This window comes from Psychrobacter sp. 1Y6, from assembly GCF_052258385.2.
In the GTDB taxonomy this organism is placed as follows: domain Bacteria; phylum Pseudomonadota; class Gammaproteobacteria; order Pseudomonadales; family Moraxellaceae; genus Psychrobacter.
On sequence record NZ_JBQQEW020000001.1, the window covers coordinates 1,006,629 to 1,026,806 of the forward strand.

General features: G+C 43.5%; 17 protein-coding genes and 2 tRNA genes. 13 read left to right on the forward strand and 6 right to left on the reverse strand.

Features of this window, described 5'->3' with window-relative positions; genetic code table 11:
• The first annotated feature begins 10 nt into the window (after positions 1–10).
• Complete coding sequence (ruvA, locus tag ACTXGF_RS17980) at positions 11–631, forward strand: Holliday junction branch migration protein RuvA (RefSeq protein ID WP_191113941.1); 621 nt, start codon at positions 11–13, stop codon at positions 629–631.
• Between the two features lie 175 nt (positions 632–806).
• Entirely contained in the window at positions 807–1,790 is a 984-nt protein-coding gene (ruvB, locus tag ACTXGF_RS17985; protein WP_057760949.1) for a Holliday junction branch migration DNA helicase RuvB, read from the forward strand.
• 125 nt (positions 1,791–1,915) lie between these two features.
• On the opposite strand, the gene ACTXGF_RS17990 is transcribed toward ruvB, so the two are convergent.
• The 4 genes from ACTXGF_RS17990 to ACTXGF_RS18005 all read right to left on the reverse strand — a co-directional run bounded on the left by ACTXGF_RS17990 (position 1,916) and on the right by ACTXGF_RS18005 (position 6,424).
• A complete protein-coding gene (locus ACTXGF_RS17990; protein ID WP_443533877.1) occupies positions 1,916–3,577 on the reverse strand; it encodes an ABC1 kinase family protein in 1,662 nt (553 codons plus the stop codon).
• A 102-nt stretch (positions 3,578–3,679) separates the two neighbouring features.
• On the reverse strand, positions 3,680–4,384 hold the full coding sequence (locus ACTXGF_RS17995; protein ID WP_443533875.1) for a ubiquinone biosynthesis accessory factor UbiJ: 705 nt from the start codon (positions 4,382–4,384) through the stop codon (positions 3,680–3,682).
• A gap of 118 nt (positions 4,385–4,502) precedes the next feature.
• Entirely contained in the window at positions 4,503–5,606 is a 1,104-nt protein-coding gene (gene ubiE / locus ACTXGF_RS18000) for a bifunctional demethylmenaquinone methyltransferase/2-methoxy-6-polyprenyl-1,4-benzoquinol methylase UbiE (RefSeq protein ID WP_443533873.1), read from the reverse strand.
• A 104-nt stretch (positions 5,607–5,710) separates the two neighbouring features.
• On the reverse strand, positions 5,711–6,424 hold the full coding sequence (locus tag ACTXGF_RS18005; RefSeq protein ID WP_443533871.1) for an FFLEELY motif protein: 714 nt from the start codon (positions 6,422–6,424) through the stop codon (positions 5,711–5,713).
• A 320-nt stretch (positions 6,425–6,744) separates the two neighbouring features.
• Between ACTXGF_RS18005 and ACTXGF_RS18010 the strand changes: the two genes are divergently transcribed.
• Together ACTXGF_RS18010 and ACTXGF_RS18015 are read left to right on the forward strand one after the other, a co-directional pair.
• Positions 6,745–8,436, forward strand: coding sequence for an ATPase (locus ACTXGF_RS18010; protein ID WP_443533869.1), 1,692 nt, complete (start codon positions 6,745–6,747; stop codon positions 8,434–8,436).
• Between the two features lie 569 nt (positions 8,437–9,005).
• Positions 9,006–10,613 carry an inorganic phosphate transporter gene (locus ACTXGF_RS18015; RefSeq protein ID WP_101206393.1) on the forward strand — a complete coding sequence of 536 codons (1,608 nt, stop codon included), beginning with the start codon at positions 9,006–9,008 and terminating at the stop codon, positions 10,611–10,613.
• Between the two features lie 116 nt (positions 10,614–10,729).
• Here ACTXGF_RS18015 and ACTXGF_RS18020 read toward each other — a convergent pair whose 3' ends face one another.
• Positions 10,730–12,382 carry an aminotransferase class I/II-fold pyridoxal phosphate-dependent enzyme gene (locus ACTXGF_RS18020; RefSeq protein WP_443533867.1) on the reverse strand — a complete coding sequence of 551 codons (1,653 nt, stop codon included), beginning with the start codon at positions 12,380–12,382 and terminating at the stop codon, positions 10,730–10,732.
• Positions 12,383–12,826: 444 nt separating this feature from the next.
• Between ACTXGF_RS18020 and msrB the strand changes: the two genes are divergently transcribed.
• From msrB to ACTXGF_RS18040, 4 genes are all read left to right on the forward strand, one after another.
• Positions 12,827–13,252 (forward strand): peptide-methionine (R)-S-oxide reductase MsrB, encoded by a 426-nt coding sequence (msrB, locus tag ACTXGF_RS18025; RefSeq protein WP_057760931.1) that lies wholly within the window; start codon positions 12,827–12,829, stop codon positions 13,250–13,252.
• A gap of 128 nt (positions 13,253–13,380) precedes the next feature.
• A complete protein-coding gene (locus ACTXGF_RS18030; protein ID WP_238050728.1) occupies positions 13,381–13,866 on the forward strand; it encodes a glutathione peroxidase in 486 nt (161 codons plus the stop codon).
• Positions 13,867–14,090: 224 nt separating this feature from the next.
• Positions 14,091–14,166: transfer RNA gene (locus ACTXGF_RS18035), tRNA-Val, on the forward strand.
• 51 nt (positions 14,167–14,217) lie between these two features.
• Positions 14,218–14,294 (forward strand) — tRNA-Asp (locus tag ACTXGF_RS18040).
• A gap of 342 nt (positions 14,295–14,636) precedes the next feature.
• Here ACTXGF_RS18040 and ACTXGF_RS18045 read toward each other — a convergent pair.
• The gene (locus ACTXGF_RS18045; protein ID WP_443533864.1) at positions 14,637–15,986 is read right to left on the reverse strand and encodes an MBL fold metallo-hydrolase; all 1,350 of its coding nucleotides are present in this window, start codon (positions 15,984–15,986) and stop codon (positions 14,637–14,639) included.
• A gap of 356 nt (positions 15,987–16,342) precedes the next feature.
• Between ACTXGF_RS18045 and ACTXGF_RS18050 the strand changes: the two genes are divergently transcribed.
• The 5 genes from ACTXGF_RS18050 (at position 16,343) to ACTXGF_RS18070 (ending at position 20,052) form a co-directional block, all read left to right on the forward strand.
• Entirely contained in the window at positions 16,343–16,705 is a 363-nt protein-coding gene (locus tag ACTXGF_RS18050) for an ArsR/SmtB family transcription factor (protein ID WP_443533862.1), read from the forward strand.
• A gap of 44 nt (positions 16,706–16,749) precedes the next feature.
• On the forward strand, positions 16,750–17,157 hold the full coding sequence (gene arsC, locus ACTXGF_RS18055) for an arsenate reductase (glutaredoxin) (protein ID WP_057760920.1): 408 nt from the start codon (positions 16,750–16,752) through the stop codon (positions 17,155–17,157).
• Positions 17,144–17,941, forward strand: a complete 798-nt coding sequence (arsH, locus tag ACTXGF_RS18060; RefSeq protein WP_443533860.1) for an arsenical resistance protein ArsH — start codon at positions 17,144–17,146, stop codon at positions 17,939–17,941. The genes arsC and arsH overlap by 14 nt, the downstream gene beginning before the upstream one ends.
• A gap of 59 nt (positions 17,942–18,000) precedes the next feature.
• Positions 18,001–19,308: an arsenic transporter gene (arsB, locus tag ACTXGF_RS18065; protein WP_443533858.1), complete on the forward strand. Its 1,308-nt coding sequence runs from the start codon at positions 18,001–18,003 to the stop codon at positions 19,306–19,308.
• Positions 19,309–19,431: 123 nt separating this feature from the next.
• Positions 19,432–20,052 carry a DUF411 domain-containing protein gene (locus tag ACTXGF_RS18070; RefSeq protein ID WP_443533856.1) on the forward strand — a complete coding sequence of 207 codons (621 nt, stop codon included), beginning with the start codon at positions 19,432–19,434 and terminating at the stop codon, positions 20,050–20,052.
• The last annotated feature ends 126 nt before the right edge of the window (positions 20,053–20,178 follow it).

Consider the following 20,178-nt stretch of genomic DNA (forward strand, 5'->3'; position numbering starts at 1 on the left):
GTCGTAAATAATGATTGGATTGATTACCGGACAGGTGCAGTACTTGATGGCACCGACGGCTTGTATCATGACGACCTCTGGTGTGGGTTATGATATCGAACTGCCATTGCCTTCATTTTGTCAGTTACAGCTGAATGAACAAGCCAGCATTTGGACACATTTCCATGTTCGCGAAGATGCCCAGTTGCTATACGGCTTCATCGATCGAAAAGAACGAGATGTCTTTCGCCAGTTAATTAAAATTAACGGTGTTGGAGCAAAAATGGCCTTGGCGATGCTGTCTGCAATGTCAGCAGCTGAGCTAAAGATGCACGTCGAGCAAGAGTCGGAGACGGCATTGACTCGCATCCCAGGCATCGGTAAAAAGACGGCGCAACGCTTATTGATTGAGCTAAAAGACAAGCTAAAGAATATCGACGTTGATAATGGTGCGTTTGAATTGACGCCTCAGGAAACTACGATTTCTCACGAAGGTAGTATCATCGCTGAAGTAGAAGGCGCGTTGATTAGCTTGGGCTACAAAGAAAAAGAAGCTCAGCTGGCGATTAAAGCTGCTAAGAGTAAAGGAGATACTTTTGCTGATACTCAAGGTCTGTTAAAAGCTACTTTACAGCAACTATCTGGCTTTTAATTCATATTAACTAGCCGTCTATCGATGACAACCACATAATGTATTAAATTAATAAGCGACATTAAATGTCGCTTATTTTCGTTTTAGTACTCGCTTAATGAGGTTTTGCATGACTTATGCGCAGCGTTTGGTTATGCTATTTGTTAACTAATTTTTTAATACAATGATAAATTCTATGACGCAAGATCGTTTAATTAATCCGCTAGAAGGTGCAAGTGACGCTCCTGATGCCAATATCCGACCAGCATTATTGGCCGAGTATATTGGTCAGCCGGTGGTGCGTGAGCAGATGGAAGTGTTCATCGGTGCTGCTCGTGGCCGTGACGAAGCGCTAGATCACACACTTATATTTGGTCCACCGGGTCTGGGCAAGACGACCCTTGCCAATATCATCGCTCGTGAGATGGGTGGTAATCTGCGTTCTACTTCAGGGCCTGTGCTTGAGCGCCCAGGAGATTTGGCAGCCATGCTGACCAACCTAGAAGCAGGTGACGTACTGTTTATTGATGAAATTCACCGTCTAAGCTCGGTTATTGAAGAAATCCTTTATCCAGCAATGGAAGATTTCCAATTGGACATTATGATTGGTGAAGGGCCTGCTGCGCGTTCTATCAAGCTTGATTTGCCGCCGTTTACCTTGGTAGCAGCAACGACGAGAGCAGGGCTACTGACGTCACCACTACGTGACCGTTTTGGGATTGTACAGCGCCTTGAGTTTTACAACATTGCAGACCTAACGACGATTGTCAGTCGCGCAGCACGTCTAATGCGTGTACCAATGAGTGAAGATGGCGCTGTAGAGATTGCGCGCCGTGCACGTGGTACACCAAGGATTGCTAACCGCCTATTACGCCGCGTGCGTGACTATGCCGAGGTAAGAGGCGATGGTAGTATTAATGGCGCGATTGCAGGTAGCGCGCTAGATATGCTGGCAGTGGATAGACGCGGTCTTGATCATCTAGACAGACGTTATATCGAAATATTGCATGAACGCTTTGATGGTGGTCCTGCTGGTGTTGAAGCAGTGGCAGCAGCGATGGCTGAAGACCGTGGTACGCTCGAAGATGTGATTGAGCCGTATCTGATTCAACAAGGTTATGTGCTGCGTACTGCTCGTGGCCGCGTACTGACACAGATGGCAATAGATCAGATGTTATAGTAATAAGCAATCAGTATTCAATAAAAAAATGCGCCTGCTTTTGATTAGAAGTAGGCGCATTTTCTGTTTAAGTCTAAAATTGTGAAAAATTTTCTGAACTGATTGATTAAAAATAAATTTGATTTCTAAGCTAAAATTCTCCAAACAACTACCAAGACAGCCAGTATATAAAATATAGGAGATAGCCAGCCGATGACTTGCGTAGCGATAGCGATAAAAATAGCAAACCCTGCAAGTGCCAACCAATCGCGGCGACGGTCATTTAGCATGTCAGCGCGAATCTGCTGTATTTCCCGTAATTGACTGTCCTGACGAGAACCCTGTGAGGCAAGGCTTTGTAGTCCTTGATCTAATAGTTTAGGAATATCAGTGGTAGACAGTAGCATTTCAGGCAGTTGTTGGCGCAGTTGCTGTAGATTACGCATAGGATCTAACTGCTCTTTAATCCAACTGCTTAGAATTGGCTTGGCAAGTGACCAAATATCAAGGTCAGGATATAAATCACGACCGAGCCCTTCTACATGGACCAAAGTCTTTAGAAGAAGCATCAGCTGCGGCGGAATACTCATATGATGTCTACGCGCAATGTCCAAAATCTGCATCAGTACGCCCGCAAAGTCGATATCATCGATTGATTTTTGTAGCATAGGACCGACGGTACGTTTCATATCACGCATTAGGGCATGTTTATCAGCATTTGGTGGTATCCAACCTGCACGACTGACGATATCAACCACAGCGGTAAAGTTATTGTTCATTACGGCAAGTAACATCCGTGCCACGATGAGCTGATCGTCTTTTGATAAAGTGCCCATGATGGCGCAATCAAGCCCGATATAACGTGGCTCATGACCTAAATCAACTGCTGCCATATCTGCATGTAAGGTTTGCACAGGTGGTGTCTCTACGAATACATTGCCTGGATGCATATCAGCATGAAAGAAGTTATCACGGAAGACCTGGGTAAAAAATATCGTTAAGCCTTTCTCTGCAAGCGCTGCACGGTCATAACCTAACTGATCAAACATCTCAACTTGTGAGATAGGGACGCCTTGGATACGCTCCATGACCATCACGTTTTTTGCAGCGTCATAAACTTCAGGCACATACATCAGTGCTGAACCCAAGAAGTTGTTGCGCATCTGAGTAGTATTGTCAGCCTCAAGTGTCAAATCAAGCTCATTGAGCATGACTTGCCGATAGTCTTCGACAATATCAATGATATGAACGGCACGTGCTGCTTCAATACGAGCAGATGCCCAACTTGCCAACTCTCGCAGTAGCTCAAAGTCAGAAACAATCACAGTGCGAATATCAGGGCGCACTACTTTTACCACGACTTCACGCCCATCATGTAGGGCAGCCGTGTGTACTTGGGCGATAGAAGCAGCTGCTAACGGTTTGATATCGAATCGGGCAAACAAGGTCTCAATAGACTGGCCAAGACCATGTTTAGAATGCTGAATTTGAGCGACAGCAATATCAGCGTCGAAAGGCTTAACTTTGTCCTGCAACTGAATCAATTGAGCGATAATCTCAGGCGGCACCAAGTCGCGACGCGTTGAGAGCAACTGGCCCAGTTTCAAAAACAGCGTACCCATGTCCTCAAGCGCATACTTAATCGCATTTGGTTGGTGCTTCTTGCCCCATGCTGCTGGATGCATGCGAATTAATCGCGCCAAAGGTTGTAGCTGCGGTGCTTCTTCGATAGAAAAATGGGTATCAAGGCGATACATTGCGGCGATACGCCAAAGCTCAAGTAGACGAGCGCGGTGCGATAATAGCATGAGGTTAGGTACTCTAAACAAAGACGAAAATGGGGTAAGCGCTGCGCTTAATCATAAATAGTGCCATCGGTAATAGCATTCATTTATGATGGATGCAATCGGCTATTGATGAAACGAGTTGTTAAGAAACTGCGCTTGCTCTTCTTTGATAGCAGCAAGTTTGGCTGCTTCTCGTTCGACGTCCACACGCAGTTTTAACAGTTGCTGTTTTAGATCATTTACTTCAGCCACCTCGATAGGGTCAGGTGTGCTATTGCCAGCCACTTCATTGGCCCAATCGCTAACGTCATCAAAAGCACGTTTGGCACTATGACGCCAGCTACCTTTGAACTGAGAGATAAGAAGATGTAACTGGCTAGCCATGGGTTTACCGATAAATGGTTCAAGCTGTCCAGCCACATCAGGATCAAACCCTGCAACCAGTTGTTTGAGCTGCATTAGCACCTTGTAATCACCAGCGATTGGCAAGTTGCCTTCCGCACCGCGCATTAGATTAAGCAGTTGAGCGGCATTATCTACAGTGATAGTACAGTCTGGACGACTATGACCAAAACGTGCGCGTTCCATGCTGGCTTTTTGGCGCTCATTCATCTGGCCACTTGGCTCAAACACGCTATCCGTCGTGACCGGCTCAAAGCGCAAACGCTCTTGAGTAAACAAGATATCTAAATGAATTTCAGGCAGTCCCATATTAAGACGTAACACTTTACCTGCAAGCGGTGCTAAACCTGCTTTGGTAATCTCATCACTAGCAATGGCAATGTTGATTAGCTTTTCGGCACCAGCTAATAGAAGGACAGTCAGCATAAGGCTCTCGCATCGTTAAGTGAGCGCCTTTGCATTAGCTGCATCAGCGCATCGTGTGTTCGTGTTAGGTTCAATAGGGTCTATTAAATGTAATGGTTTTGCCAATCTTATTCTATCATTACGCTTTAAATCCGCGATGGACAGCTACGATGCCAGCAGTCAGGTTATGATAATCACAGTTTTCAAACCCAGCTTGTTGCATCATTTGCTTGAGTGTCTGCTGATCAGGATGCATACGAATTGACTCAGCCAAGTACTGATAACTTTCAGCATCATTAGCAATCAGCTTACCCATTACTGGCAATGCGGTAAATGAATACAAATCATAGGCTTTAGATAGTGGCTCAAACACTGGCTTCGAGAATTCCAGAATCAAGAGACGACCGCCTGGTTTTAGGACGCGATACATAGACTTTAGCGCGGCATCTTTGTCTGTGACGTTACGCAAACCAAAGCTAATGGTCACCAAATCAAAGCTTTCGTCATCAAAAGGGGCCAATGTCTCAGCATTAGCTAATACAAAATCGACGTTATTACAACCAGCATTGATTAGGCGCTCACGGCCCACTTCTAACATCGCAGCATTAATATCAGATAGTACCACGTGGCCATTTCTACCAACTTCACGGCTAAATACTTTGGCCAAATCGCCCGTACCGCCCGCGATATCAAGGACATGCTGACCAGCACGCACGCCTGATAGGCTAATCGCATAGCGTTTCCACAGACGATGAATACCAAATGACATCAAGTCATTCATGATGTCGTATTTTTTGGCAACAGAAGTGAATACGTCAGCCACACGTGCTTGTTTTTCTGCTTTATTGACGGTCTTATAACCAAAATGCGTCTGCTCGTTGCCGTCTGTTTCAGGCGTGTGCGGATTATTGATATCATCACGCTGATTGAATAGCGTTTGTTTTATGGTTTGCTCTGAAGGGTTTGTGCGAGTCGTTTGATCGTTGTTTGGCATAGTAGTTTTTTGGCCTTGCGGCGTTCCAGTTGGTAGATCTTGAACTTTAGTAAAGTCGCTATTGTCGTCATTAGCAACGCTATTATTCTTGCTCGGCACGACATTGGTTGTTTGGTTGCGTAATATCTGCGCGCTAATCTGCTGATTATGAGCAATACTGTCTTTTACCAGTTTTTCTTGCAAATGACCATTGGTCGTTGTGGCTTGATTAGAAGGAGCGCTGCTATCTTTTGAATTATCAGTCATCATGTTGTCCTAGAATTTATTTTTATGATTGTCTTTATCGTATGATTGTCTTTATCGGAAGAAATCGTTAAATAGTAAGCGTCAACTGGCTATTTAGCATACTGACCTTATGATACACCAAACGCTACTGGCTTACTGCCCTTATCCGTATCATGAACCTGATCGATAATAGACAATTCACGCTCGCAAAACGGCTCAATAAAATCGCTGACGCTGGTCAGAGGTTTCATGGCCTTAAACCCTGTATCAATAAAATCATAAAGCGGCTGATAACCGTGACGATAGGCTGTACTTTTTGCTAGTGCAAAGGCTTTTTTGAGCATAAACGAGTTTAGGTGTTTGTCCGTGCGATAACAGACGTCTTTTAAATTGGCAATCTGAACTCGGCGCTCATCTTCTTCATCTACAGTACGATAGGCGGTTAGCATATTCTCTTCGTTCACTGGCAAATCTTGAGCGAGTAACCACTGGGCTAAATGCAGATCTAGCTCAATGGCAAAAATCGCCGCTTGGATGCCCATGCTACCAGCCTCTAGAGCTGACTCTTTGGCAAGACGTTCTAGCTTTTTTGCTTTTGGCAGAATACGTGCTAACTGCTCTGCCAATAACTTGAATTCTTCGCCGCCATACAGTTGGGTGAGGAAGTAATCCGCCATTAATTGGTTTTTGGGTTGTTCAAATAGCTCACGATGCGTCTGCTGGAGGCGAGCTTGTTGCCATGATTGTACTTCTTTGAGCTTAGCATTTAATTCATCATCTTGGTGATGAGACATCGCCCAAAATCGTGTCAAATGCTGTTGTAAATCAGCTAAAGCGGTCATGGCAGTGAATCCTGTAGAAGTAAATAAGGTAATCAAATTTAAGTATGGTTGTTTTAAGTATTGTGATTCAGGGTTATAAGGTTTTCAACAACTGTTCTATCCTATACCCAAAATTGTGTTCACCTTAAAAGAAAATAATTAAGAATACAAATATCAATCTGTTACACAGCAATATTATTTACTCGATTGGCGCAGTGCTATGATTAAATGAGATAAAAATGAGCGATGAGATAGAAATATTAAGAGTTATCTTATCGAGAGCTATCCCATAAGTCACTCAACGGTAAAGCAGCCCAATAACAATAATAGCGAGTGTAATCATGTCTAAAAAAAATGATACTACTGAACCAAAAGCACCACAAGCGGTAAGTACACAATTTAGTGAGCAAGTTGTGGAGCAGCGTCTAAAGCCCAATCCTTTGAGTCAGTTTTCACTGGATGAGGATTCGCTTAGATTGGCACTGGTAACAGCTCAGTATGCTTTAAAAGCCACTCGCCAGCAAACGCCGCCGACCCTCAATAAACCAACAGGTCTATTGGTGCTAGTTAATGGAATGGAGCAGGCAGGTAAAGGTACCGCCGTTAAACAGTTGAGGCAATGGGTGGATCCAAGGCTGCTTAAAGTGGAGGCTACTATCGGTCATTCGCCATTGAATTATCAACCTATTTGGCAAGCGCATACTAGTGCAATGCCGCGCCATGGCGATGTCATGGTATATTTCGGCAACTGGTATGCTGATTTATTATACAACGTCATGCGACTGGCGACATCAGATAGTGAGAACCTTGAAGCATTATCAAATAATAAAGGTCAAACAGATAAAAATTCGCTTCCTATTGCTCAGTGGCAAGACTATCTACAGCAGCAATTAGACACGCTAAAAGCATTTGAAAAGGATCTCATTGCCAATCAAACCAAGTTATTAAAATGTTGGTTTCATGTCGATATTGAAACGTTGCACAGTCGCTTAAAGGATGATGAGGCAGATCCGCAGTTTCTGTATCAAATTGACTGGCATAATAAGCAAGTCATCGAGAAGTTCAATGAGGTGGCTGCGACCTTGCTGCGTCAGCAGGATGATTGGGTCATTATTGATGGTGACGATAAGTTAGAGGCCGCTGATAACTTTTGTCATTTGGTGCTACATGCTATACAAACCGCGCTAGCGAGTAGTCGGACAGATAGCGATGACAATGACAAGGAAACGTCAGAAAACCATTTCCAGTCCGAGACACTGGAACTTAGCTCAGATACTAAACAAAAACAGTTTGAACCTGTACCGATACCTAAGCAACTGACGTCTATTAAAGATAAAAAAATCAGTAAGTCCGACTATCGTGAGGCATTGGGGGAGAAGCAAGCAAAACTAGCTGAGTTGCTACGTGCACGCCAAGGTCGGCATGTGGTGTTTGCTTTTGAAGGAATGGACGCTGCTGGCAAGGGCGGTGCAATCAAAAGGTTAGTTGCACCGCTAGATCCCCGCGAGTATCAAATCTATAATATTGGCGCACCGATGTTATATGAGACCCAGCATCCTTACTTGTGGCGATTCTGGACGCGATTGCCTGACGAACAAACGAACCGTATTAGCCGTATCGCTATTTTCGATCGTACATGGTATGGGCGCGTGTTGGTTGAGCGCATCGAAGGATTTGCGTCTACTGATGAATGGCAACGAGCATATGATGAAATCAACCGTTTCGAGGCGGATTTGGCAGCAGCAGGAACGTTGGTTATCAAGTATTGGTTAGCGATTGATAAAAAAGAGCAGCTTAAACGGTTTGAAGATCGTCAAGAAACACCGCATAAGCAGTTTAAACTAACGGATGATGACTGGCGTAACCGTGATAAATGGTCAGACTACGTGCAATCTGCAGCAGATATGCTGGCACGCACGGATACAACGACAGCGCCATGGTGTGTTATTGCAACCAACGAAAAGCGTCAGGCGCGTTTAGATGTGTTAGATCATGCTATAGAGCAGTTGTCGGCAATCACCAAAAGCAAGTAGTTGTTAAAGATGCCTGAAGTTTAAGGACTGTCATAGATTTATATAATTGTATTTTCCACGTATTTCCTAAGTAGGATGGCTCGAAACATATTCGAGTTATCCTGTCTTTTACAGAGTGTGGTCTTGTCCGTATACACTCGCAGTTACAAATCTCGCAATATCATCATGCATTATGTGCTCATATTTAATATAATAGAGCGCGAAACAGCTTCTGCTAAATAATAATTTTAATTTAGCAAATAACGTGTTTTGGTTATTTAGTATAGATAACTTAATAATTACGACAAAAATTGTTACAATAGCTGTTAGTAGTACCACAAATATCGCTAAGAAATATATAAGCCGCAAGATGCTGTAATCAGACGATTTGGCAATATCACTTGCGGCTTTGTGACATGTTGAGAGATGTATTATTTACTTTCGCTCTAGTCGGTTTAAGACCTTCTAATCGCATGTTGTATATTTTATATATGCTACTTCATTAGATGCCGTAACAAGTACTGTGAGTAGCAGCGCAATATTATCAACCTCATATAATTTTAATCAGCTTACGCAGGACGTACTAACGTATGGGTATTAGCAGCAGTTCTACAGAGTCAGTCAAGCCAGTTGGCTCTATGAGAATAAATCTATTTTTTGCCATTTTACTGATTGCGATGACTTCCTACTTTTTGTGGTGGGGTTTAGATTACACCATGCGTCAGCAAACGACGCTATTCATCGTGGCGACCGCTTTTGGTGTCTTTATGGCATTCAATATCGGTGGTAACGATGTCGCCAACTCCTTTGGTACTTCGGTGGGTGCAGGGACGTTGACTATCCCGCAAGCATTGGGTATTGCCGCGATATTTGAAGTATCGGGGGCAGTCCTTGCAGGCGGGGAGGTGACTGATACGATTCGAAGCGGCATCGTCGATCTAGATGGTCTATCAGTGACGCCCAATCAGTTCATTTATGTCATGCTCTCCGCATTGGTTGCAGCAGCATTTTGGCTGTTATTTGCGACCAAAAAAGGTCTGCCTGTTTCGACTACTCACTCCATTATTGGCGGTGTGATTGGTAGCTCCATTGTTTTAGGTATCACGTTAGGTGGTACGGACATGGCGCTATCAACGGTAGACTGGGGAACGGTTGGAACTATCGCTATTTCTTGGGTGCTGTCGCCGCTACTAGGTGGCGTGTTGTCTTATCTTTTATATGGACAAATCAAGAAAAACATCATTGAATATAATGATAAAACCGAAGCCTATATTGCGACGCTAAAAGGCAATAAAAAAGTCTTAAAGCAAAACCATAAAGAGTTTTTGGATGGTTTGACAGAGTCTGAGCAATTGGCCTATACGTCAGCGATGTTACGTGATCAGGAAATCTATAAAGATGACGATTGTATCGTTGAAGACCTAGAAACTGATTACTACAAAAAGCTTTATGATATTGAAAATGAGCGCAGTAGCCTTGATACTCTAAAAGCACTTAAGCAATGGGTACCTATCATTGCTGCCGCAGGCGGTGCGGTGATGACTTCTCTAGTCGTCTTTAAAGGCCTGAAAAATGTTAATAGCGGCCTGACCACACTGCAGGGCTTCTTGATTATGGGTATGATAGCGGCGCTAGTATGGTTAGCGACCTATATCTATACCAAGAGTATTCGCGGTAAGCACAAAGAAGATTTGACCAAAGCGACGTTCATTATGTTTAGCTGGATGCAGGTCTTTACCGCGTCAGCTTTTGCCTTTAGTCATGGTTCAAACGATATCGCCAACGCGGTTGGTCCTTTTGCCGCCATTATGGATGTGATTCGTACCAATAGTATCGCTACTGAAGCTGCTGTACCACCTGCTGTCATGCTGACTTTTGGTGTAGCACTAATCGTTGGTCTTTGGTTCATTGGTAAAGAAGTGATTCAAACCGTTGGTACCAATCTAGCGAAAATGCATCCAGCTTCAGGATTCTCAGCTGAATTGGCGGCGGCGGCGGTGGTGATGGGCGCATCGACGATGGGTCTGCCTGTATCAAGTACTCACACGCTAGTAGGCGCGGTATTAGGTATCGGTATCGTCAACAGAGATACTAACTGGAAGCTTATGAAGCCGATTGGCTTGGCTTGGATTGTGACACTGCCTGCAGCGGCTACTATGTCAGCTATCAGTTATCTCGTATTGAGCAATATTTTTTAATGCGCTGTTTTTATCAGTGAATTATTATAACTGAGTTTGAATAACTAGGTTCAACGCAATAAAAAACGCTTATCAGCATCATGCCGATAAGCGTTTTTTTAATGATGTATGACGATTTACTCAGTACCAAATTGCTTACGTTTCTTGGCAAAAAATCTGTCCAACCTATCCATCGCATTTTCTAGGTCAAGCAAGTTAGGTAAGAACACCAGACGGAAATGATCGGGTCTGTCCCAGTTAAAACCAGTACCTTGAACCATCAATACGTTTTCTTCAACGAGCAAATCCATCATAAAGTCCATATCATCGGTGATAGGGTAAACCTCTGGATCCATTTTTGGAAAACAGTAAAACGCGCCTTGAGGCATGGTACAAGAAATACCTTTGATAGCATTAAGACGTGAGACTGCCATTTCACGTTGCTTATATAAGCGACCCTTTTCAGAAGTCAGGTCTTGCATGCTCTGATGTCCACCCATCGCTGTTTGAATAGCATACTGTCCTTGCACATTAGAGCAAAGGCGCATGGATGCTAGCATATCTAAGCCTTCAATAAAGTCAGCTGCGTGCTGTTTGAGGCCTGATACCATCATCCAACCTGAGCGAAATCCTGCGATACGATGTGACTTTGACAAGCCATTATAAGAAAGTACCAGCACGTCGTCAGTTAGGGTGCTCATTGGGGTATGTATATTATCATCATAGAGAATACGATCGTAAATCTCATCGGCCATGATGATCAAATCATGCTCTTTAGCAACTTCGATGATTTGCTTTAATAGCTCATCACTATAAAGTGAGCCTGTCGGGTTGTTTGGGTTAATAACCACGATACCCTTTGTTTTGCTCGTGATTTTAGACTTAATATCTTCAATATCAGGGTGCCAGTTATCTTCTTCATTACAGCGATAGTGCACAGCAGTACCGCCAGCGAGGTTGGCTGCTGCCGTCCAAAGCGGGTAGTCTGGCATTGGAATCAGGACTTCATCGCCATCATTCATCAACGCCTGCATGGTCATGACAATAAGCTCAGAAACCCCATTGCCCAAATATACGTCACGTACGTCAACGGCCGACAGCAATCCTTTTGATTGGTAATATTGCAAAATGGCTTTGCGCGCTGAAAAAATCCCCTGCGAGTCTGAATAGCCAGTTGCCTCAGATAGATTCATAGCGACATCACGCAAAATCTCATGCGGGGCTTCTAAACCAAAGGGCGCTGGATTACCCACGTTTAGTTTTAATATGCGTTTGCCTTCTGCTTCCATCTTATTAGCAGTCTGCAATAGAGGACCACGAATGTCATAGCAAACGTTTTGTAATTTATCAGATTTTTTTATGGTGTTCATAGCATGACCGTTTTTCAGATTGGTTGTCGAATTGGTTTTTGAGCCTTTACTAGCAGGATAAGGTGTCGTCGATTGAGCATCAGTTGTCTTAATACCTGACTGTGTGGGAGAAATCGTATCTAGCTTTTGATGTTTACTGCGCTCTATAGATGATGTCGATTCGTCTGCATCAATAGCTTCGTTGTTGAGGTCGCCGCGCAACAGATATCCTTCACTACAGCCCAAAATACGTGCGAGCGTAGGTAGCTTGGATGAGACAATGCCGTTGGTACCGCGCTCCCAGTTTGAGATAGCCCCACGGCTCACTTTTGCACCAGCGGCTGTCATGGCTTGTGCTAGCTGCTCAGCAGTAAATCCTTTGTCACGGCGCAACTGTACCAGTCGTTCCGCTTGCGTACTTTTGCTATTGTCGTCAGACATTGTCGTTTGAGCCTTTATTAATCAGTAATTATTTAGTGTAGATATACATTAAATATTTTAGTTAAACATTAATGAAAGATATTATTGCATTGATAGTTAATTTGCAAATGATTTTATAATTGGTTTAATTAGGTATTGCAAGTATATCTTGCAATTAATATTTGGTTTATTTCTCTATATCTCTAAATCCCTTATATAGAGCATAAAATGTATATGTATCAAAATTACATCTTTATCCATCATTATCTAAAATTAATTTGCTATATTTAGCTTAGTTAATCTCCTCAATCATGTTGTCTATCTCCCAATATAAAGAGTGCTTTTCTTATATATGCCTTGAATAGTGTGCTGATAACCAACAGATAGAGCACGTCGTTTTCATAATCATATGGCGATAAAATAGTTACCGAGATGAGATAATAAATACTCGAATAAGGATAAATTATGCAAGACAATCAACTAAGCAAAGAAGAAATCAGCCAGTTGACTGAAGCTGACTGGAAAGAGCGTTTAACCGCTGATGAGTATCATATTATGCGTGAGAAGGGCACTGAGCGTCCATTTACAGGTGTATATAATGATGCGACTGATGATGGCGTTTACCGTTGTAAAGGCTGCGGTGCAAGCTTATTTGACTCAAGTAATAAGTTTGATGCGAGTTGTGGCTGGCCAAGTTTTGATCAAGGTATCGATAACAGCGCGATTGAAGAGCACGTCGATAACTCGCTAGGCATGACTCGCACCGAAGTCACTTGCAGTAACTGCGGCGCCCATTTGGGCCATGTATTCCCTGATGGTCCTACCGAGACAACAGGCATGCGCTATTGCATCAACTCAGTATCTATCGATTTAGATAAGTCTGAGAAGTAAGTAGTATTAGAAGTGTGAAAGGGAAGTACAGGGTGCTTCCTTTTCAATAGTTTTATTATGTGTATGATAGAAAAAGAAGTAGTGCATAGACATCCAAAACAATAAAAACCTCAATTTAAGGATAAATGATGAGTACAATTTATGATTTTACGGCTGAGCGCATGGATGGTAGCTCGCAAGCGTTTTCAGATTACCAAGATAAAGTATTATTAATCGTCAATACCGCAAGCAAATGTGGATTTACGCCGCAGTTCGAAGGCTTAGAGTCGCTATATCAACAATATAAGGATCAAGGACTAGTGGTCGTCGGTTTTCCTTGTAATCAATTTGGTAGCCAAGATCCAGGTAGCAACGATGAGATTGGTGCGTTTTGCCAAAAGAACTATGGTGTCAGCTTTCCAATGATGGCAAAGACTGATGTTAATGGCGCAGATGCTCATCCTATCTATGAATGGCTCAAAGAACAAAAGGGTGGCGTACTGACAGATGGTATCAAGTGGAATTTCACCAAGTTCCTAGTCGATAGTAAAGGTCAGGTGATTGACCGTTATGCACCAACGACTAAGCCAGAAGCCATCAAAAACGACATCGAGCAAGCACTGGCCAATAAGTAAGCATTAAACCTAAAAAATATTGGTTTTGTGTGAAAATATAAAATCAATAAAAACAAATGCTTGCTGGGTATTCTAATAAAAATCGAAAAAATATCTAAAAAAGTGGTAAATACTGTTTGACACCCAACAGTAAATCTATATAATACACACCCACAGCAACGGAGCTTAGTGACAAACTTAAGAGCTCAGTTGATGTTGAATAAATTGCCTAGCAATTGTTCGAAGGGTGATTAGCTCAGTTGGTAGAGCGTCTGCCTTACACGCAGAATGTCGGCGGTTCGAATCCGTCATCACCCACCACTTCTTAGCAAGTGGGCTCCTTAAATAAGAGCAAGAAGCTAAGAGACCTAAGCAGCGGTAGTTCAGTTGGTTAGAATACCGGCCTGTCACGCCGGGGGTCGCGGGTTCGAGTCCCGTCCGCTGCGCCATATTTAAAACGAATTTAAACCTTTGGGTTTAAGCAAGTTTCGCCTCAAGCATTAGATTGTTTGGGGTTTTTTTGTGTCTGTTTTTTATGAGTTATAAGTCAGGTAAGGAAGTACAGTAATAGTTAGAGTTTAGTACTATGACTGATATTTACTTAAGTCATATCGCTTAAAGGTCAGCTAAAACGACGACCCTTCTTTTATATCAGTCTTATACTGAATAAAAGAAGGGTCGTTGTACTTATTTTAGGTATAGCATGTCTTAGTTACAGCACTTTAAAATGCCTTTGCTTAAAACTTGAGACGCGTTTTAGCTCATTGTAGATTTTAGTTACGAATAAAGGGTTAGTCAAGCGTTGCTTGCCATGCACCCATTGACCCTAGATATATATCAATGTGCTCAAAACCTCGACTAGCGAGCCATCCTGCTGCTATCGCTGCCCGAGCACCACTGGCACACATCAAGGTATAGTAGTGACTCCTGTCAAGCTCATGCCAACGCTCATTCAGGTGACCAACATAGATATGCTGTGAGCCTTCAATCGCATTGGTATTCCTCTCATCGATATCGCGTACATCGAGCAATGTCCAATTTTGAGCATTATCAAGACGACTCTGTACCTCGGTTGTATCGATCATAGGGGTTTGCTGCATCTGTTTACCTTTGGCAGCAGCAGGGACGACACCCACATAGCCACCTATGATGTTATCAAAAGCAATACGTACCAGATGCTCCATCGCAGTCGCCAGTTGATCTTCATCAGAGGCAATCAGTGCCAAGCTTTGTCCTTCCTCGATAAACCATCCAGCAAACGCAGGTAACATGTTGACAGGTAAGCTCATAGAACCGGGCAGGTGTCCTGACGCATATGCCATTGGTTCACGAATATCGATGAGATGATCAGCATTGCAGTCATGCAGCTGTTTGAGCGAAAGGTTACGCGGACGCATAACGACTGGAGGCGCTTCACCACCTTCCATATTAAGGCGCTCCATCAATCTGAAATAGGGTGGCTGATAATGGTTCTCGCTAGTCTTGAAATCAATGAAAGCCTCACGATCGTTAATCTGTAAACGTGGATTGTTCATTCTTTCGTGACCGACGGTAGAAAACTCTCGCTCCGCCATGCCTGAGCCACAGACGGAACCAGCACCATGAGCTGGATAAATAATCGCCTGATCACCGAGCGCTAAAATGTCTTGTAAGGAGTCATAAAGTAAACCTGCAACTTCTCTACGACGCTCAGGATAGAAGTCAGTACGACCGACATCACCTACAAAAAGCGCATCCCCAGTGAAGACTCCAACCGCCTTATCTGGGTACGCCGTGTCAAACAGCGCATAAGCCAGATGATCATCGGTATGACCAGGCGTTTCTAGGACACGGATTTCTAATTGGCCAATTGAAAAGCAATCACCATTACGTGCGGTCTCAGCGTAGACAACAGGTTGCTCTGGATTGGGTCCATGCAAAACTGTTGCTCCTGTCATTGCAGCCAAGATAGGTGCGCCAGAAACCAAATCCTCATTACGATGTGTTTCAAAAATATGAGTGATTTCAAGCCCTGCTGCACGCGCTTTTTCTACATATACCGCACAGTCACGACGTGGATCAATTACCGCTGCTTGACCGCCAGAGCCTACCAAGTAGGATAAGTGCGAAAGTCCAGGTGTCTTAATTTTCTCTAGTAGCATAGTCATTTCCTTATTATTGTTTTAATCATAATAGTTATTTTAATCAGATTTATGGGCAGTACAGAGCGAGAGCTACCAGCCAAATCTAGTTTTACTGTTGCATAAACTTGTATTCAATCTAGCATGAAATTCTAAGTATCATCAATATACAATAACATATATTAAACTTGTTATTTACATAAGGCCAAACGTAGAGGATTTTAGGTTCAAAAGGTTAAACAAGCATTATTTTCGCTATTTAGTTAATCGCTTTTACTTGTTGATATATATAGTTTAATTGCACAGGTATATTTCTTTTAGAATAAAAATATCTGTAAAACATTGAATTATTTTAATATGTCTATATTATTGGACATATGGAAATAACTAATGCTATCACAAGCTTTGCTGCGCTCTCTCAAGATACTCGTTTAAAGGCTTTTAAGCTGCTAGTCAGCCATGAGCCTGAAGGCCTACCTGCGGGCGAAATAGCCCGTCAGCTTTCTGTTCCTCATAACACAATGTCAGCCCACTTATCGGTGCTAGCACGGGCAGGATGGGTGGTCTCACAGCGTCATAGCCGACAGATTATCTATCGTGCTTCGCTATCACATATGGATAACGTCATTCAGTTCCTGTTGCAAGATTGCTGTGCGGGACATCCAGAATTGTGTGCGTCACTCATGGATAGCCTGAGTGGCTGCAGAATAAATGAGTCTGCTGAGCAAGGTAACGATTAAACCAATTATCATTTCAATAAATACATAAAATAGGTGTAAACACTATGAAGCCATTAATCTTTCATAATCCTAAATGCGGAACCTCTCGTAATACGCTTGCCATTATTAAAGCGTCAGGTGAAGAGCCAGAAGTGGTGGAATATCTGAAAAATACACCAACCCGCGACCGTTTAGTTGAGCTATTGGCACAAATGCAGATTTCGCCTAGAGAGCTGTTAAGAAGTAAAGAAGCTATCAATGATGAGCTTGGTCTAGATAATCCTGAGTTGTCTGATGATCAAATTATCGATGCCATGATTGCGCATCCTATTTTAATCAACCGTCCTATCGTGGTGACTGATAAAGGCGCTGCTCTATGCCGCCCGTCAGAGCGTGTGTTTGAATTGCTAGCCAATCCAGTAAGTAGCTTCACAAAAGAAGACGGCGAGGTTGTTACTCATGACAAACACTGAGGTTGACCAAGCATTGGCAGTTGATCCTACTGTTTCGCCGAAAACTGGCCTAGACGATTTACCCAATATTGATATAGATAATCTTCAGCCTATTGATATTGATTCTTTGGTTGCATCAAATGACTCACGTCATCCGCCGAAAATATTAGTGCTATACGGTTCTGTCCGTGCACGCTCGTTTTCTAGATTGGCCGCTGAAGAGTCTAGCCGATTGCTACGTTGGTATGGTTGTGAAGTAAAAATGTTTGATCCATCCGGTTTGCCGTTGCCTGACGATGTAGACTCAGACCATCCCAAAGTGCAAGAGTTACGGGAGCTGGCGCAGTGGTCAGAAGGCATGCTGTGGGTCAGTCCGGAGCGTCACGGCAGTATTACCAGTATCATGAAAGCGCAAATCGACTGGATACCGCTGTCACTAGGTGGCGTACGTCCAACTCAAGGTAAAACACTAGCACTGATGCAAGTCAGCGGTGGTAGTCAGAGCTTTAATACGGTTAATCAGATGCGTATTCTTGGGCGCTGGATGCGGATGATTACTATCCCTAATCAATCTTCGATACCCAAAGCGTTTTTGGAGTTCAACGACGACAATCGCATGGATATGTCTCCGTTATATCTGCGTCTTGTCGATGTCTGTGAAGAGCTAGTGAAGTTTACTTGGCTCACACGCGGACGTTCAGATTATCTTACTGATCGTTATTCAGAACGCGTTGAGAGTGCTGAAGAACTATCGAGCCGCGTCAATCAAAAATCGATTAACATTCTAATCGATCTAACCTCCTAATCGATCTAATTTCCTATATTAAATCGGCTGAATAAAATCAGCTTAAGTAAGGTTGTACAATGCTTGCATTTGCTATTTTTGTGGTCACTTTAGTCTTAGTTATCTGGCAACCTAAAGGATTGGGCATCGGCTGGAGCGCCATGGGTGGTGCTTTAGTCGCGTTAGCGCTTGGCGTCGTGCAGTTATCAGATGTGGGTATCGTCTGGGATATTGTCTGGGATGCGACCTTTACTTTTGTGGCGCTGATTATCATCTCGCTTATCTTAGATCGGGCAGGGTTTTTTGGCTGGGCTGCATTACATGTGGCACGCCTTGGCAATGGGCAAGGGCGTTTATTGTTTCCGATGATTGTCGTGCTCGGCGCCTTTATTTCTGCATTTTTTGCCAATGATGGTGCTGCGCTATTACTAACCCCGATTGTCATTGCTATCTTGCTGCGTCTGAAATTTTCGCCACCATCAGCTTTGGCATTTATCATAGCAACTGGTTTTATCGCTGATACGGCAAGCCTGCCATTGGTTACCTCAAATTTAGTCAACATTGTCAGTGCCAATTATTTCGATATTGGCTTTGGTCGTTATGCGGCGGTGATGGTACCAGTCAATATCGTGTCTGTATTAGCGACGCTACTGGTGTTGTGGGTTGTCTATGCACGTCATATTCCAACAACTTACTCGACTAGCGAGCTCAGCGCTCCAGAGTCTGCTATTACCGATCCATTGGTATTCCGAGCTGCTTTTCCACTATTAGGCTTGCTACTGGTCGCCTATTTTGCGACTGAGCCGTTAGGACTACCTATTTCACTGGTCACGGGCATCGCTGCTGTTGCACTGATGGCAATCGCTGGTCGTATATGGCAAGGCGGGCATGGTGCGGTGGTCTCAGTGACCGATGTAGTACGTAAAGCGCCTTGGCAAATCGTACTATTTTCAATCGGTATGTATCTGGTGGTATATGGTCTGGGTAATGCAGGTCTCACTGCCTATGGGGCGCAAGTATTAAACTGGTTAGGACAACAAGGCGAAGTCATTGCTACGGTTGGAACTGGGTTCTTGTCCGCTATAGTTGCTTCTGTCATGAATAATATGCCAGCCACCTTAGTCGGTGCGCTTGCGATTGATCAAGCACAAGTGCCTGCGGCAACGCGAGAGCTAATGATTTATGCCAATGTCATCGGTAATGACTTGGGTCCTAAGTTTACGCCGATTGGTAGTCTGGCTACTTTACTATGGCTACATGTATTGGCAGAGAAGGACTACAAAATCAGCTGGGGACAGTATATAAAGATTGGTCTATTGATCACTCCGCCTGTGTTGTTAGTGACACTGTTGGCATTGGTATTCTGGTTGCCAATGCTGCCAAGCTAATCAAAGTATTAGTAAGATTTCTTTACTAGGACGGCAATTTGATAATAGTATTGATGTTCAGCTTTATTCTGACATGATAAGGTCTAAATGCGATCAGTGTTTTACCAAAAATGAGGCCATAAAATGACAATGCTTACTGTAAAACCTACCGATAGGCCTCGTAATCACTTACTCATGCCAACACGAGAGGCAGCCGTATTGGTGGCTGTGCTTTTATTGTCAGCATGCACACAGTCTGATAATACTGATGAGTTAAGTGTCAATACCAACGCTAAAGAGACAAACGTTGAAGCGGTGTCAGAATCGACAGCCCAGACGCAAGCGAGCCAGAATGGTATTTTGAAAAATGTATCTGCAACCGTCTATAAAGATGCCAATTGTGGCTGCTGCAAAGAATGGATAGGTCATGCACAGACACATGGCCTAAGCGCGACAGTACAGCACCCAGCTGATTTGTCATTGATTAAAGACCGCCATAGCGTGCCTGATGAGCTACGCTCTTGCCACACGGCAGTCACGACCGATGGCTATGTGTTTGAAGGCCATGTCCCTGCTAAGTATGTGGCAGAGTTTTTGCAGAATCCACCAGAGCAAGCCATTGGCCTCGCTGTACCTGGTATGCCAGTCGGTAGTCCAGGCATGGAGTATCAAGACCAGTTCATGCCGTATCAGATTATGCAAATAAACAAAGACGGGACAAACCAAGTATATGCGGAGGTTGAATCTATGGCTCAGCAGCTATAATTTGCCGACGATATTATTGAAGCCCAAAAACGCGAGATAAAAGAAATGCAGCCGCTTATCAAAGAATTAGAGTAAGTGTAGAGTTTCCTTCAAATCTCAGCCATAAAAAAACCCTCATCAAATTGA